This is a genomic window from Pseudoalteromonas sp. S1650 (assembly GCF_005887195.1).
GTDB lineage: Bacteria > Pseudomonadota > Gammaproteobacteria > Enterobacterales > Alteromonadaceae > Pseudoalteromonas > Pseudoalteromonas simplex.
The window spans coordinates 14,242-28,759 of sequence record NZ_PNDF01000034.1 but is presented as its reverse complement, the minus strand read 5'-3'; the positions used below and the strand labels follow the sequence as shown (position 1 = coordinate 28,759).

Sequence of the window (14,518 nt, the reverse complement as noted above, 5' to 3'; positions counted from 1 at the left end):
TAAAAAGTACTGATTTTCCCTCAAAAACCGATACAAAGTTGCCATTTGGCAACAAACTAACTCATTGAAATAAAATAGATAAACTTTTAACACCTGAAAATCGTTGCAAAAAAGACACAACACCCTGTAACTATTTCGTATTCAAAACCACACAAAAACCATAACCACCTGATAATTAATAATTTTTAATATTGGCACTGATTTTGATAAGTACTAAGCAAATTAGTTATTTAGGACACAAAATGAAAGTAACGGCCCCGGTAGCCACCCTGCTTATAAGTCTGTTCTCAGTTCATAGTTACGCACTTGATTTGCAGACAACCTTTAACGAGCTAGATAAAGACAGCAATGGTTTTTTGAGTGAAGCAGAAGCATCTGAAGATGCCTTGTTGCACGGCAACTTTACGCAAATTGATAGTAATCAAAATGGCCAAATTTCATTTTCTGAGTTTCAGTCGTTTATTCAATAGGAGATTGTAATGAAACAACTTTTAGCTGCATTCTCGCTGATGTTTTTAGTTATCAGCGCCACCGTTTTAGCATCACAAATGGATGTTCGATTTGCTCAATTTGATACAAACGCCGATGGCGAGATTTCATTAACTGAAGCAACCAAACACGATAACTTACTTAAGCAATTTGCCGATCTGGATGAAAACGGCGATCAGGTTCTGTCTGAACAAGAGTTTGAAAAATTCAAACCTTAACGGCTTAAAGTGCTTGCCATAATCCCAGAGGGAATGTGTAAACGGATTTAAATTTTGGGAGTTAAATTATGGCAAGCACTTTTATTTAGGAGGCAATTATGAGAATTTTCTGGCTTGCTCCATGCACCTTAATTACTATAAGCTTCAATAGCTTAGCATTGGACGTAAAACAACGCTTTGATCACCTAGATAAAGATAAAAATGGCTTTTTATCTGAGCAGGAACTGTCATCGCAACCGCACTTGCAAAAACGCATAGCGCAGTGGGATACAGATAAAGATCAACAAATCTCGCTCCTTGAGTTTAAACACTATTTAACAAACAAGAGTTAAAGTAATGTCAAAATTAACCTTTGCCAGCCTAGTTTTAAGTTGTGCATTTAGCACAATGAGTTTTGCTGCAGATAGTATTGGTGAAAAATTTAAACAACTTGATCGTAATGACGATGGTTACCTGACTCGCTCAGAGTCTGCGAGAGACCCAGCTCTGTGGTCGCGATTTAAAAATTACGACAGTGATAAAGATAATAAATTATCCCTCAGTGAGTTTAAGATTTATGCGAGCAAATAAAGAGTTATAGTTAATTATTAATCTCTGCTGAGTTGCAGTTTACTGCAACTCTGATACTGTTTTCATAAATCAATAAAAACTATTAGAAGATTATGAAACTCATCATCAGCTTACTCGCAACAGCTTCACTTAGCTGCTTTGCCAACACCACTGTTATTTATAATGTAAATGGCTATACGCCTACCTATAAAGGCGAAACCCAACACTTTTCTGCACTGGTTTTTAAAGACGGTAAAATCGTAAAAACAGGCAATGACTCAATTAAAAATAGCTTCCCTGATGCCACCGCAATTGATGGCAAGCAAGCCACATTGTTACCAGGCTTAGTCGATGCTCATGGCCATGTGATTGGTTTAGGAAATAACCTTTCACAACTTGATGTAAGGAATACGCGCTCGGCAGATGAGGTTGGCAAAATGCTGGCTGAGTTTGCCAAAGATAAACAAAGTTGGATCATTGGTCGCGGTTGGAACCAAGAGCAATGGCCTGGCGGTAAGTTTCCAACTGCAGCTGATTTAGACAAATACGTAAAAGACAAACCTGTGGTACTTTCTCGCGTTGATGGTCATGCTGTGTGGGTTAACTCAAAAGCCATGGAACTTGCAGGTATTATCAAACAAACTTCCTCTCCTGCCGGCGGTGAAATTTTAAAGCTAGATTCTGGCTTACCTTCTGGGGTATTCATTGATAAAGCCGAAACGCTTGTTACCCAACATGTACCAAAAGCAAGCCATGCCAGCATTAATACAGCCTTAGATAATGCAGGTAAACATCTACTAAGTTTGGGTATTACATCAACCCATGATGCCGGTATCGATTATGACACGTGGCAAGTGTACAAGCAGCGCTCTGAGCAAAATACCCTTCCTATAAGAATCGTAGCCATGCTAAGTGCTGCCGATCCTCAATTAGAAACCATGCTCAAAGCGGGTAAATATAAAGACATGAATGACATGCTGTCGATTCGCAGTGTCAAAGTGTATGCGGATGGCGCTTTGGGAAGCCGAGGCGCAGCCCTCATTGAAGAGTACGCTGATCGTAAAAATCATCATGGCTTAATGCTTGAAACTCAAGAAAAGCTTGAGCAGCTATTTAACCTAAGCTTTTCCCATGGCTTTAGTGCAAACACTCATGCAATTGGTGATAAAGCCAATCACGTAGTACTCGATGCCTATGAAAATGTATTTAAAAAAACCGGTGGGATTTTACTTCGTAACCGAATTGAACATGCACAAATTGTGACTCCTGAAGATATTCCTCGTTTTAAAACATTAAAAATTATTCCATCAATGCAGCCTGTTCATGCAACCTCTGATATGCATATGGCAGAGCAGCGCCTGACTGAAAAACAGCTTGAAGGGGCGTATGCTTGGAAGACCTTTTTAGCACAAGGCTCAGTGATTGCAGCGGGTTCTGACTTTCCAGTGGAGCTTGCTAACCCATTTGATGGTTTATATTCGGCCATCACCCGAATGGATCATAATCAATTACCAGAAGGCGGCTGGCGACCACAAGAGCTGCTATCGCGTGATGAAGCTTTGCGTGCATTTACTTTAGGTGGTGCTTATGCTGCACATCAAGAGTTTAAGGTAGGCAGTTTAGAGCAAGGTAAATGGGCTGACTTTATTTTGATTGATAAAGACTATTACAAAGCCCCAATCTCAGAGATCCACGATATAAATGTGACGCAAACTTGGATTGCGGGCGAGCTGAAATATAAAAAAGAGGAATAATATTACTCGGCGTCAGCTTTTTGCTGACGCTTTAATTTAACGATGTGGTAAATATTCACAAACGCCAGTAAGCCATTAGTGAAGGCAACGGGCACGGCTCCTATTGCTAATCCGTAGAAGGTAAATGCAATACACCCTGCTAAGTTAAGCCAACGTAGTTTTACTACATCGCTCATTGTCAAAGAAGCAACCAACAGTGCTGACGCTAAATAGCCTAAATATTCCCAACTCAATTGTTCTCTCCTAGGCTTTAGGTTAGCATTGGAGCTTGTCATTTTTTTTGACGCACTCTGTGCTATTTTGACAATAAAATAAAAAAGCTAACTTACTAAAAACCTTGTAAAGCTTAAGAATAACCTTGGCTTTAAAATCATTACACGGGAAATGAAGGTATCAGTAACGTGAAACACCTTACTAGCAAGTTAGCGTAAATTCTTAGAATCTTAATGCTAACGTCATTAAGATGTAATAAATAGGACAATTGTCCGAAGAGCGGCGTTAATGTTTCAATATCATTTTTCAAGCTACCTTGTTGACCAATTACTGACATTTGCTGGCAGCAGTTTTCAACAAGCTAAAAAAGAGGTGCTGATCCACCAAGATCAACCCTTGTCAAAACTCGTATTAGTGAGAAGCGGCACAGTGTCGTTCAGCTATGACGTGGGTAATGGCCGACGCCTTCTTTTAGGCCAGCTTGATTGTAACAACACACTGATAGGTGAAATTGAAGCTCTGAATAACTATCCGTGTATTTATACAGTTACGTGCTTTAGCGATGTAAGCTATAACCTAATAGAGCTCAAGCATTGGCGCGCACTACTGTTAGAAAAGCCAGAGTTAAGCCTGTACACAGCGCAAACAATTGCCGCAAAATTCCAAGAAAACCAAAAAATAAACTTAGATAAGCTGCTATTACCACTTAGCTACAACATAGCTAAAGATTGCTTATTAAGAGCTGAAAACAGCAACCCAACGTTACTGCGTGCCTACCCTACCGTAAATGCTGAAGCTGAGCGCTTTGCTACCACCGAAAGAGCATATAGACGCGTCGTTACAGAGTTAGTTGAAAAAGGCTTAGTGCAAAGAAGTAATCAAGGTTTACAAGTAGTAGATATCGACAAGCTTAGTGATTACGTCGATAGTTTTGCGCAGTTATAAGTGTAGGACACACTCATAACTGCAAGGGTATTCAAACTTACTTTTCTACAAGTAAATCATGAATATTAGCTAAATCTGACTTACCTTCGATAATTTCGTCTGGCGTTAGGCCTGAAAGCTCATGAGGGAACACAAGCCACTCTTCAGACTCATGAATGAAGTAATCTGGCACCATGTCTACTTTTGAGTTCTTCGGCTTGTAGTATGGGCAAGCAACGCGAATATCACGTGGTAGGTTTAAACGCATTAACTCTGAAAGCTTTTCTTTTAATGCAAAAATACTGCGGCCAGAATCGAACACATCATCAACGATTAGTAATGAGTTATCTGCATTGGCATTTTCGATGATGTAATGCAAACCGTGAACTTTAATCTCTTTAGATTGCTGGTTAATACCGTAATACGAAGAAGTACGCACTGCGATATGGTCAGTTTCTATACCTTTGTAATCGTAATATTCTTGAACTGCGATACCAATTGGAGCACCACCACGCCAAATACCAATGATGAAATCAGGACGGAAACCATCTTCATAAACTTGTGCCGCAACACGAAATGAATCTTCAAGAAGCTGCTGCGCAGTGATATAGCACTTATCTGACATAAATAGAGACCCCAGTGTGAAATGATCATTCTAGTGTAGCTAATTTAATAAAAACTAACCACAGGATGAGAAAATGTGGGGCGGGATTTTATACTAATTTACTCAAAAAAGCTTGTATCAGTTTGTAAAATTCCCCTTTAGATCAAAAAAGCCCCTTAACTTAGATAAAGTTAAGGGGCTTTGAAAAAGATGATTGCTTATGCTTTTTCTAGTAAGGTTCTTGCAACGGTACGCATACCTTGTGTTGTTGCGCCTGCAGCCCATTCGCTTGTGCTACCCATGTTAAATGCAGCAGCAAGGTCAATGTGCACCCAACCTTTGCCTTCATTTGGTACAAAGCGTGATAAGAAACCAGCCGCATTAGAAGCACCACCGTAACCACCACCTTTTTGAGGACGGCTATTTGCGGTATCTGCATATGGCGACGGGCAATTTTGTTGATGCCATTTTTCAAGTGGTAATGGCCATGCAGCTTCCATTTCTTGCTCTGCAAAGTCTTGTACGTCACGTACAAGCTCTTTATCAAGACCGAACAATGCATTGTACTCTTGACCAACAGCAACAAGCGCAGCGCCTGTTAGTGTTGCCGCATCAATGATTAATGGCGCGCCAGACTCACCTGCAGCCATTAAGCCATCAGCTAGGACTAAACGGCCTTCAGCGTCAGTATTAACGATTTCAACTGTAGTGCCATTTTTATACGTTAAGATATCACCAAGTTTGTAGGCATGGCCTGAAATTAAGTTTTCAGCACAACATAAAAACAATTTAATACGTTTGTTGATACCACGGCTAATAGCAAGTGCTAAGCCTGCAGTTACTGTAGCAGCACCGCCCATGTCGCACTTCATGCCTAACATGCCTTCACTTGCTTTGATTGAGTAACCACCTGAGTCAAACGTAATACCTTTACCAACTAAAGCAGCAGCAACAGGTGCGTTTTCGTCGCCCGTTGGGTTGTAATCTAATGCCAATAATACCGGTGGACGCTCACTACCACGGCCTACCGCGTGAATACCAATCCATTGTTGCTCTAATAAAGCATCGCCTTTAATGATTTGGTAGCTTACGTGCTCAGGCGCTAATGACTGAATAAATTCAGCAGCTTTACCAGCTAGGCTCTCTGGGAAAATATCATCCGCAGTGCCATTGATCATTTGACGAGCCCACGTCGCAGCTTGCTTTAACGAAGTCAGCTCTTTGCTGTCTGTTTTTGCATTTTCAACAAACTCAATTGCGTCTAAATTCTTTGGTGATACAAAACCTTGATAAAAAGCCCACTGTGTTTCTGTGCACCAAACATCGCCTACTAAGGCAATATTTTTTAAGCCTTGATTAGCTAACGTACGTGCTGCTTTTTGTACGTTTTTAAGTGTATCTTGCTCAGTTAAATGAACAGTTGCGCCTTGTTCAGTAAAAGAAAGAGCGGCTTTTTCGCCCCAATGTGCGGCAGCGCCCTGCTCGCTAAGTTGAACTAGAAATTTTTCTGACATGTTAGAATACTCTTTGCGCTAAAAATGTTGATTGAGTTTACTACAGCCAACGTCAGTTCCCAACAGCTTGCGATAAATAGCGTTATGAAGTGTGGTTTAATCCGCGTAATGAATCACTTACAATAAAGAAAAACCAATCAGGTAAAGTCATGAAGTTTACTCCTGCATTACAATCAGCCACCTTAATTAAGCGCTACAAGCGCTTTTTAGCCGACTTAAAAACTGCCGATGGCGCAGAGTTTACAGCTCACTGTGCTAATACAGGCAAAATGACGGGCTGCGCAGAGCCTGGGTTTAAGGCTTTTTATTCAACCAGTGATAATGATAAACGTAAGTACCCTCAATCCTTGCAATTAACTCAGAACCAATTCGACCACTTAATTTGTGTTAATACCGCTATTGCAAACCAGGTTGTGCTAGAAGCTTTAAATACAGGCGCGATTGCTGAACTTGTTGACTATCAAACCATTGCTGCAGAAGTAAAATACGGCCAAGAAAATAGCCGTATCGACTTTTTACTAACAGATGAACATAAACCCCATTGCTATGTAGAAGTAAAATCTGTGACATTACTTTCACAAACAGAACCACACTCCGGACAAGGGTATTTTCCGGATGCAAAAACTGAACGTGGCCAAAAACATGTCAGGGAATTAGTAGAAATGGTACAGCAAGGGCATCGTGCCGTTCTGCTTTTTGCAGTTTTACACGACGGTATCAATCAAGTAAGTGCAGCAGAACATATCGATCCGAAATATGCCCAGCTTTTGACTGAAGCTATAAAAAAAGGGGTTGAAGTGATTGCTTATAAAGCAGAAATTTCAGCCAGCCAGATCAGACTGGCTGAAAAAGTACCTTTTATTGCTTAGTCATTGACAGGTCGACTTCATCAATCAGGTTAAGCTCAATATCTTCATCTTTAAAAAGTAAAGGTCTAAGCTTAGCCGACTGAGAATAATAGCGACTTTGATCATCAAAATGTTCTGAATGTGAGTCTGAACTTTGTGACATAGTTAACAAACCTTTTGCCTCAGGGCCATTTTCTGTAAAGTTCATTACAAACATCCAACTAGAGCCATAGTTAACAGGGTATCCCTGCGGCGTTAAGTTTGATGCAAGAGGTTTACCCGTCACAGCATCATTTAGAACAGCATAATCCGTGTAAGGGATCAGTGTCGAACGCGTTAAGTTACTGCGATCATATCTGAACACGTTAAACCCACCTTCCACATGCATAGGACCAGCCCAAGGTAGCTTTTCACCTGAGCCACTGCCACCGGCAAGTGATTTTTCGACAAACTGTAATTCATCTAAGCGACTATCCAGTGCAACATTATTTGCTTGTAAATTATAAACAGCATGTGCCAATGCAGTTAAAGCAACTTTATCTTTGCGTAATGTATTTGGCGTATTAGCAGGGTTAGTCACATCAAAATTGTCATAAAGATGCTCTTTTGCGTTAAATAAGTGCGCAAACTCGCGAAATAAAGCAGCACCTTGCGTATCTAAGTTCATTTTACCATCGGCATTAGCTAATAAATCACATGCTTGGCTGATATCAACTTGCGTACCGTTACTTAATTCAATTGGTAAGTCCCCTTGTGCAAAACATTGTAATGCCAGCTCTTCAAACACTAAACTCTCAAGGTAAAAGTGATTACCAACTAATGCCTGCTCTAACTCATCCAAGGTAAATTTAGCATCTTCGCCTCCTCCTTGCTGAAGAAGCTTCAATCCCATTCTTGTTCTTAGTGATAGGGGTTTATGCACATCACCATATTGAGCCGCAAAGCCGATGAGTGGCTCGTTAAGATTAGTAACCCAATAGCTGTCATTAGAATTTTGTACATAATCTGTGCGTGTTAATTGCGGCGCTTCGTTAAATGGTACTTTGCCTTGGCTTTCAAATAGCTTCATATTGCCAGGAACAATGTCAAAGCCGACGGACTCTCTCAAAGCAACAAGCTCTGGTTGTAATCGAATGGCTAAGTTCGCTTGATCGTCAAGCTTTAAAACCGTGCTATCGTCAACATAAAAGACATTACCTTCTTTGTCTGCTGCCATGGTGTTATTGAAAGACACACCATCAAACTCAGCAAAGGCTGCTTTCATATCTTCAAGGCTTACAGCTTGGTTTAAAGCCGACCACTGAGCAACGACATCCATATTAAATTCGTTAGCATCTTTTATCGTAAATGCTTGAGTATCACTCCAACCTAAGCCATTTTCTACAGGTGTTTCGAGCATTAATCCATGATGGCTATAATAAAAGGGCTTGCTCAACTCAATTGTGCTGCCAGCACCAGTAGCCACTTCAACAGTAACGACTTTTTCAGTAATTGAGTACTGCTCATCTTCAACACTATAACTCATTCTATCATTTTCATTTAAAGCCAATTGATAAATTAAAAAGTGACGCGCAGTCGAAAAAGTATGCGTCCAAGCTACATGCTCATTAAAGCCAATATTAATAACGCCCGGCATTCCCTGAAGGCTCCCCCCCATTACATCCATAGCACCAGGTATGGTCAAATGAGACTGCCAAAACCGCAAATTTCCCTCATAAGGAAAGTGTGGATTAGCGAGTAATCCTCCTTTGCCATTGGCCATCATGTCTTTACCTAGGCCCCAACCGTTTGAACCCAAATGTTTATATTTTTTTTCAAGTTTAAATTGCGCAGCTTGCTGAGCAATGTTGTTAGTGATACTAGAAACAGCTGAAGGAGCACCGCTCATTGGTACAGGTAAATATTCATTGCTATCCCCAGGGTTGGCAAAAAAAGCTAACTCTAAAAAATTAGCTGAACTGGCTAACTGCACGGTAGCCATTGAATAGGCAAGCATATCTTGTGCTGTTAGTTGAGTAACCCAAGGTTGCGATGCACACTCTGGAGCAAGGTTTTCAACACCGGTGTCTGTTACGTATTTATTAAACCCCTGTACAAACCCCTCGTAGTGGGCGCGACTGTCTTCATTGAGTTCATCATAATGTTGCAGTGCGTACTCATTCACTCCTAATGCTTTATAACCAAAGTCTGATATTAAGTGCTGTGAATCTCCACTACCAACAACCTTATCTGGGCCATAGTATTTTGAGCGTTCGCCTCGCACTTTAATAATTTGGTCCATTAATAAGCAAGCATGATCTTTTGCATATGCAAACCCTGCTCCAAACGCCAAACTCTCTAAATTTGCTGCTGTGATATGGGGTACACCATAGGTTGTCCATCGCACATTCGCTTGTAACGTATTGCCTTCGGAAAATGCAGGAATATCTACTTTTACAACTGGATCTGGGTCAGGGGTAACAACGGGAGCTGTGGTGTCATTGTTATCTTTATCTGAATTACAGCCGACGAGCAAAGCCGCAGCAATACCGATTAGCAGGGGATTGAGTTTCATTGTGGATCCTTATTATGATTGTATGTCCACTCCCCAGCTTGCCTTAAATAGTAGGCTAAATCTTGACCTTTCACGCAAAAAATTGACTTTGCGCGCCAACTAATGCAGCGTTACTTCTATTAAAATAATAATAACTATGAATGACCTATGTTTTATATCAGTTGCCAGATAATTCGCTCACTTGTATTTTTTTTAGAACGCCAAGGCATGTGTAGCAACCAAATTGAAGCTTTGCTCGGTGAACGACTGAAAGATTTGGACGATGTAAGCGCCCGCTTTCCTATCGCTGACTACGAGTCACTCATGCACTATGGCGATAAAATATTACAACAAGAGCATATTGGGCTGGAGTTTGGCAACTCTTTAAAAGCACAAAATTGGGGGCTACTAGGTCATGTTGCATTAGTGAGTAAAAACTTAGAAAAAGCACTGGAGCATGCACAGAGATTAAGCAAAACAATACGAAATATTGGTCACATTGAACTCGTTTCTGAAGACGAGTTTTGTCGTCTAAGCTGGCATGCTCAAAGTAACATACAGCATTACATGGTAGATGAATTATTTAGCAGTTGGCTTTCATTTGCTAAGCACTGTTGTCACAATCATACCGATGTTAGCCTTGAAAAAGTACAGTTGACTAGACCCACCCCAACCCCAGAAAGTTTAACTGTTTATAAACAGGTTTTTAATTGCCCTATTGAGTTTTCAGCTAACTCAAACTCTCTTATTTTTAGTAAATCGATTCTTAAATGTCGACTGCAATCTCCTAACCCCGAGCTTGAAAACATTTTATTATCTCAAGTCGATACAGCTGTATCACAGCATGATTATGCCTCGCAGTTAGTTACTTTCATTAATACCCAATTGCCTCACATACCGACACTTGAGCAAGCATCAATTCAACTCAATATTAAAAAACGCACTTTACAACGTCACCTTTCAAATCAGCAACTTAGTTTTTCTAAACTCATTGATCAGCAACGAAAACTACTTGCAAAAGAGATGCTTCTAAAAGGCCTATCTGCACTGGAAATTAGCAACAAGTTAGGCTTTTCTGAACAAAGCGCTCTACAACGCGCCTTTAAGCGTTGGTACAAAACCACGCCAAAAAAGTTTTTAGCTTTATATACTATTTAAGTTGTATTATTTTTTTTTGCCCATATAACTTAGCAAATTTAAAAAAATGACGAGTAGTTAAGGGCTTACCAAACCGCCCATAATTATTTGAGCAATCATTAGTGCAAGGTCAAGAGGATTAATTAAAAATAAATTTGCCTCAGTCTAATGATTCTGCTATTTATAGCCGCCGGCTAACGCTGGGCAAAATATTAAGGATTTAGGAGAAAGTTATGCCAGACCAAAAAAGACTAGGGTTATTGGCTCAGGCCGGGTTGGAACCATACCAAGAACAGCCAGGTGAAGAGTACATGAATGAAGCACAACGTGCTCATTTCAAAACAATTTTAGAAGCTTGGCGTAACGATTTACGTAACGAAGTAGACCGTACTAAATCGCATATGCAAGACGAAGCAGCTAACTTTCCGGATCCAGTAGACCGTGCAGCACAAGAAGAAGAATTCTCATTAGAACTTCGTACTCGTGACCGTGAGCGTAAACTGATCAAGAAAATTGAAAAAACGATTCAATTAATCAAAGAAGATGACTTTGGTTTCTGTGAATCATGTGGTATCGAAATTGGTATCCGCCGCCTAGAAGCGCGTCCTACAGCTGATTTATGTGTAGACTGTAAAACGCTTGCGGAAATTAAAGAAAAGCAATCTGGACGCGGTTAATTACATCCTTTAATTAGCCCATGTCTACCACAGCCGTTAACACGCCAATGCGTGAATATCGTGGCCGCTTTGCGCCATCCCCTTCAGGGCCATTACATTTTGGCTCACTTATAGCGGCTGTGGGTAGCTTCCTTGATGCAAAAGCAAATCAAGGAAAATGGTTAGTACGCATTGAAGATATCGACACAACGCGTGTTGTAAGCGGTGCTAGCGACGATATATTACATACCTTAGAGGCTTACGGTCTTTACTGGGACGAGCCTGTCATATACCAAACCCAGCGTCATGAGCAATACCAAGCCATTGTTGACGAGTTAATTTCGCAAAACCTTGTTTATGCATGTCATTGCACGCGCAAAGAAATTAAAGCAATCGGTGGAATATACCAAGGCCACTGCCGGTATAAAAACCACGCTTTAACTGATTCAGCGCTACGTTTAACCCAGCAATTTGCAACCAGTCACTACCATGATTTAATTCAAGGTGAAGTGTATGTTGATAGCCAACTTGCCAAAGAAGATTACTTAATAAAGCGCAGCGATGGTTTATTTGCTTACCAACTGGTCGTAGTCGCCGATGATATCGCACAAGGTATTACAAGAGTCGTTCGCGGCGCTGATTTACTCGAGCCGACTGCACGACAACTCAGTTTGTTTAAGCAACTAAATAAACCGGCCCCAGAATACGCCCACCTTCCTTTAGCGGTAGCTAAACCTGGTTTTAAGTTATCAAAGCAAAATTACGCCCCCGCAATAGCAAAATCAAATCCAAAGCCCGCGTTGTTCGATGCCTTGCGCTTTTTAGGTTTAAAGCCAGAAAGTTCACTATTATCGTTAAGTACCGAACAGATGTTAGCTTGGGCTGTTGAAACTTACCGCCTTGAACACATACCAAAGGTGCAAGAAATACAAGTTAGCGAGGATCCTAACTCTCCTTTTTGTAACTTTGTTACTATTGAAAAATAAATTGCCAATTTTAAAGGCCGAGTAACTTAATTTTTCAGCCTTGCTGGTATATGATAGCGACCCAAAGTGTGCGAATCATCAACACCTTAATTTAGCGCCATTTAATACACACTGATTACACGTCAATCTCACATCGGCGAAGTATCAAACAAACGCTATACTTGATGAGTCGCAAAGTCCGCGTCGTAGGAGACAGATTATTATTTCTAAGCTTTTTCAATTTTGTCGGCAGATTATTGGCCCGAATGCCACGACATCAAGTGATGCTTTGCCAACGAGCGAGTTACCTTTGGTGATCGAACGCAGTGAACATGGTATTTCACGCAAACAATTTAGCCCAAATGCAATCAAAGTATTGTACCGCCTTAAAGAAGGTGGTTTTGATGCCTACCTTGTAGGTGGTTGTATTCGAGATATATTGTTAGGCCAACAACCAAAAGACTTCGACGTTGTAACAAACGCAACCCCTGAGCAAATCAAAAAGCTATTTCGTAACTGTCGTCTAATTGGTCGTCGTTTTCGTTTAGCCCATATCGTGTTTGGTCGAGAAATTATTGAAGTGGCGACCATGCGCGGCCATCACGAAGCCGAAGAAAGCAAAAATCAAATTAGCCAATCAAGCGAGCACGGCCAACTCCTGCGCGACAATGTCTATGGCAGCATCGAAGAAGATGCCGAGCGCCGTGACTTTTCGATTAATGCACTTTACTACTCTATTAACGATTTTTGTATTTATGACTATGCCAATGGCATTAGCGCGATAAAAGCAAAACAAATTGAGCTGATTGGCGAGCCAGAAACACGTTACCGTGAAGACCCTGTGCGCATGTTACGCGCAGTGCGTTTTGCCACCAAACTAGGAATGAGCATTGCACCTGGCACCGAAAAGCCAATTAAAGGCCTTGCTAATTTACTCGACCATATTCCGCCAGCTCGTTTGTTTGAAGAATCACTCAAATTATTCTTAAACGGCAAAGCAGAAGAAAACTACTTAATGCTTCGCCAGTATGGTTTATTCAAAGCATTATTCCCTGCGCTTGATAAAATCTTAGATGCCAACCCTGAAGGCTTTGAACATACATTTATCCTGCAAATGTTTAAAAACACCGATAAACGTATTAATGCTGATAAAAAAGTCACTCCAGCCTTTATTTTTGCAGCCCTTTTGTGGTTCCCATTACTGAGCATTGCTAAAAAGTTACAACAACGCGATCAACTTTCAGAGTACGATGCATTTGCACAAGCGATGAACAAAGTATTGAGTGAAAACGCACAACATGTAGCAGTACCAAAACGCTTCACACTGGGTGCACGCGATATTTGGCATATTCAGCAACGTCTTGATAAACGAGGTGGTCAACGTGCTTATAGGCTGACTCAACAGCCTCGCTTCAAGGCAGCCTATGATTTCTTACTACTGCGTGTGCAAGCTGGCGAAGAGCAGCAAAAAGAGCTTGCTGATTGGTGGACAACCTACCTAAGCCAAGACATCAACGGCCAAAAAGAGATGGTTAAAAATTTAGGACACCAAGGTGGCCCTAAGCGCCGTCGTCGCCCACGCAAGAAAAAAGTAGACTAAGTATGCATACCGTTTATTTAGGTTTAGGTGCCAATTTAAACGCGCCACGTAAACAAATTCATGCTGCTGTCGCTGCCCTAAAAGCATTAGAAGACGTTGAGTTTGTTTGTGTATCCCATGATTACGCAAGCAAACCCATGGGGCCACAAGATCAACCCGATTATGTAAATGCGGTCGCATGTGTTAAAACTGCACTTATGCCAGAGCAGTTGCTTGATTTAACGCAAGCCATTGAGCTTGAGCATGGCCGTGTTAGAAAAGAACAGCGCTGGGGTCCGCGTACCCTTGATATAGATATTTTATTGTTCGGTAATGACGTAATAGACACCCCTCGCTTAACCGTGCCTCATTATGGCCTAACAGAGCGAGAGTTTGTTGTTTACCCCTTGTTGGAAATTGCACCAACACTTGTACTACCGAATAATCAATCACTTGCTGATATAACAAAAACGTTGCCTTTAAACGATTTACAACAACTCCCTCAGCAGTAATCAACCAAGGCTAAGCCTTAGAG

16 protein-coding genes are annotated in these 14,518 nt (G+C 41.0%); 12 read left to right on the top strand and 4 right to left on the bottom strand.

Annotated elements, in window-relative coordinates; all coding sequences use genetic code 11:
* Positions 1-242: 242 nt before the first annotated feature.
* From CWB80_RS11855 to CWB80_RS11835, 5 genes are all read left to right on the top strand, one after another.
* Complete coding sequence (locus CWB80_RS11855) at positions 243-470, top strand: EF-hand domain-containing protein (protein WP_054551190.1); 228 nt, start codon at positions 243-245, stop codon at positions 468-470.
* 9 nt (positions 471-479) lie between these two features.
* The gene (locus tag CWB80_RS11850; protein ID WP_138599601.1) at positions 480-707 is read left to right on the top strand and encodes a PLC family EF-hand domain-containing protein; all 228 of its coding nucleotides are present in this window, start codon (positions 480-482) and stop codon (positions 705-707) included.
* A gap of 98 nt (positions 708-805) precedes the next feature.
* Complete coding sequence (locus CWB80_RS11845; RefSeq protein ID WP_054551188.1) at positions 806-1,039, top strand: EF-hand domain-containing protein; 234 nt, start codon at positions 806-808, stop codon at positions 1,037-1,039.
* A 4-nt stretch (positions 1,040-1,043) separates the two neighbouring features.
* Complete coding sequence (locus CWB80_RS11840; RefSeq protein ID WP_054551187.1) at positions 1,044-1,277, top strand: EF-hand domain-containing protein; 234 nt, start codon at positions 1,044-1,046, stop codon at positions 1,275-1,277.
* 92 nt (positions 1,278-1,369) lie between these two features.
* Positions 1,370-3,010 (top strand): amidohydrolase, encoded by a 1,641-nt coding sequence (locus CWB80_RS11835; RefSeq protein ID WP_138599600.1) that lies wholly within the window; start codon positions 1,370-1,372, stop codon positions 3,008-3,010.
* A 2-nt stretch (positions 3,011-3,012) separates the two neighbouring features.
* Here the strand turns inward: CWB80_RS11835 and CWB80_RS11830 are convergent, their stop codons facing one another.
* Positions 3,013-3,243 (bottom strand): YgjV family protein, encoded by a 231-nt coding sequence (locus CWB80_RS11830; RefSeq protein ID WP_054551185.1) that lies wholly within the window; start codon positions 3,241-3,243, stop codon positions 3,013-3,015.
* A 268-nt stretch (positions 3,244-3,511) separates the two neighbouring features.
* Between CWB80_RS11830 and CWB80_RS11825 the strand changes: the two genes are divergently transcribed.
* Positions 3,512-4,168: a Crp/Fnr family transcriptional regulator gene (locus CWB80_RS11825; protein ID WP_054551184.1), complete on the top strand. Its 657-nt coding sequence runs from the start codon at positions 3,512-3,514 to the stop codon at positions 4,166-4,168.
* Positions 4,169-4,205: 37 nt separating this feature from the next.
* On the opposite strand, the gene CWB80_RS11820 is transcribed toward CWB80_RS11825, so the two are convergent.
* Positions 4,206-4,772, bottom strand: a complete 567-nt coding sequence (locus CWB80_RS11820; RefSeq protein ID WP_054551183.1) for a phosphoribosyltransferase — start codon at positions 4,770-4,772, stop codon at positions 4,206-4,208.
* 197 nt (positions 4,773-4,969) lie between these two features.
* Positions 4,970-6,265, bottom strand: coding sequence for an aminopeptidase PepB (gene pepB / locus CWB80_RS11815; RefSeq protein ID WP_054551182.1), 1,296 nt, complete (start codon positions 6,263-6,265; stop codon positions 4,970-4,972).
* Positions 6,266-6,414: 149 nt separating this feature from the next.
* Here pepB and sfsA point away from each other — a divergent pair, with 149 nt between their 5' ends.
* Positions 6,415-7,134: a DNA/RNA nuclease SfsA gene (gene sfsA / locus CWB80_RS11810; protein ID WP_138599599.1), complete on the top strand. Its 720-nt coding sequence runs from the start codon at positions 6,415-6,417 to the stop codon at positions 7,132-7,134.
* Here the strand turns inward: sfsA and CWB80_RS11805 are convergent.
* The gene (locus CWB80_RS11805) at positions 7,124-9,667 is read right to left on the bottom strand and encodes a penicillin acylase family protein (protein ID WP_138599598.1); all 2,544 of its coding nucleotides are present in this window, start codon (positions 9,665-9,667) and stop codon (positions 7,124-7,126) included. The two genes, sfsA and CWB80_RS11805, sit on opposite strands and share 11 nt — an antisense overlap.
* A gap of 147 nt (positions 9,668-9,814) precedes the next feature.
* Here CWB80_RS11805 and CWB80_RS11800 point away from each other — a divergent pair, with 147 nt between their 5' ends.
* The 5 genes from CWB80_RS11800 (at position 9,815) to folK (ending at position 14,495) form a co-directional block, all read left to right on the top strand.
* Positions 9,815-10,804: an AraC family transcriptional regulator gene (locus CWB80_RS11800; RefSeq protein WP_138599597.1), complete on the top strand. Its 990-nt coding sequence runs from the start codon at positions 9,815-9,817 to the stop codon at positions 10,802-10,804.
* Positions 10,805-11,016: 212 nt separating this feature from the next.
* Positions 11,017-11,460, top strand: a complete 444-nt coding sequence (dksA, locus tag CWB80_RS11795; protein ID WP_054551179.1) for an RNA polymerase-binding protein DksA — start codon at positions 11,017-11,019, stop codon at positions 11,458-11,460.
* Between the two features lie 20 nt (positions 11,461-11,480).
* On the top strand, positions 11,481-12,425 hold the full coding sequence (gene gluQRS, locus CWB80_RS11790) for a tRNA glutamyl-Q(34) synthetase GluQRS (RefSeq protein ID WP_138599596.1): 945 nt from the start codon (positions 11,481-11,483) through the stop codon (positions 12,423-12,425).
* 292 nt (positions 12,426-12,717) lie between these two features.
* Positions 12,718-14,004 carry a polynucleotide adenylyltransferase PcnB gene (gene pcnB / locus CWB80_RS11785; RefSeq protein ID WP_249362571.1) on the top strand — a complete coding sequence of 429 codons (1,287 nt, stop codon included), beginning with the start codon at positions 12,718-12,720 and terminating at the stop codon, positions 14,002-14,004.
* Between the two features lie 2 nt (positions 14,005-14,006).
* Positions 14,007-14,495, top strand: a complete 489-nt coding sequence (gene folK / locus CWB80_RS11780; protein ID WP_054551177.1) for a 2-amino-4-hydroxy-6-hydroxymethyldihydropteridine diphosphokinase — start codon at positions 14,007-14,009, stop codon at positions 14,493-14,495.
* Positions 14,496-14,518: the final 23 nt, after the last annotated feature.

Excerpts from the sequence above, each read along its gene's own strand:
- CWB80_RS11855 (WP_054551190.1), top strand. The coding sequence starts at position 243 with ATGAAAGTAACGGCCCCGGTAGCCACCCTGCTTATAAGTCTGTTCTCA.
- CWB80_RS11850 (WP_138599601.1), top strand. The coding sequence starts at position 480 with ATGAAACAACTTTTAGCTGCATTCTCGCTGATGTTTTTAGTTATCAGC.
- CWB80_RS11845 (WP_054551188.1), top strand. The coding sequence starts at position 806 with ATGAGAATTTTCTGGCTTGCTCCATGCACCTTAATTACTATAAGCTTC.
- CWB80_RS11840 (WP_054551187.1), top strand. The coding sequence starts at position 1,044 with ATGTCAAAATTAACCTTTGCCAGCCTAGTTTTAAGTTGTGCATTTAGC.
- CWB80_RS11835 (WP_138599600.1), top strand. The coding sequence starts at position 1,370 with ATGAAACTCATCATCAGCTTACTCGCAACAGCTTCACTTAGCTGCTTT.
- CWB80_RS11825 (WP_054551184.1), top strand. The coding sequence starts at position 3,512 with ATGTTTCAATATCATTTTTCAAGCTACCTTGTTGACCAATTACTGACA.
- CWB80_RS11820 (WP_054551183.1), bottom strand. The coding sequence starts at position 4,772 with ATGTCAGATAAGTGCTATATCACTGCGCAGCAGCTTCTTGAAGATTCA.
- pepB (WP_054551182.1), bottom strand. The coding sequence starts at position 6,265 with ATGTCAGAAAAATTTCTAGTTCAACTTAGCGAGCAGGGCGCTGCCGCA.
- sfsA (WP_138599599.1), top strand. The coding sequence starts at position 6,415 with ATGAAGTTTACTCCTGCATTACAATCAGCCACCTTAATTAAGCGCTAC.
- CWB80_RS11805 (WP_138599598.1), bottom strand. The coding sequence starts at position 9,667 with ATGAAACTCAATCCCCTGCTAATCGGTATTGCTGCGGCTTTGCTCGTC.
- CWB80_RS11800 (WP_138599597.1), top strand. The coding sequence starts at position 9,815 with ATGTTTTATATCAGTTGCCAGATAATTCGCTCACTTGTATTTTTTTTA.
- dksA (WP_054551179.1), top strand. The coding sequence starts at position 11,017 with ATGCCAGACCAAAAAAGACTAGGGTTATTGGCTCAGGCCGGGTTGGAA.
- gluQRS (WP_138599596.1), top strand. The coding sequence starts at position 11,481 with ATGTCTACCACAGCCGTTAACACGCCAATGCGTGAATATCGTGGCCGC.
- folK (WP_054551177.1), top strand. The coding sequence starts at position 14,007 with ATGCATACCGTTTATTTAGGTTTAGGTGCCAATTTAAACGCGCCACGT.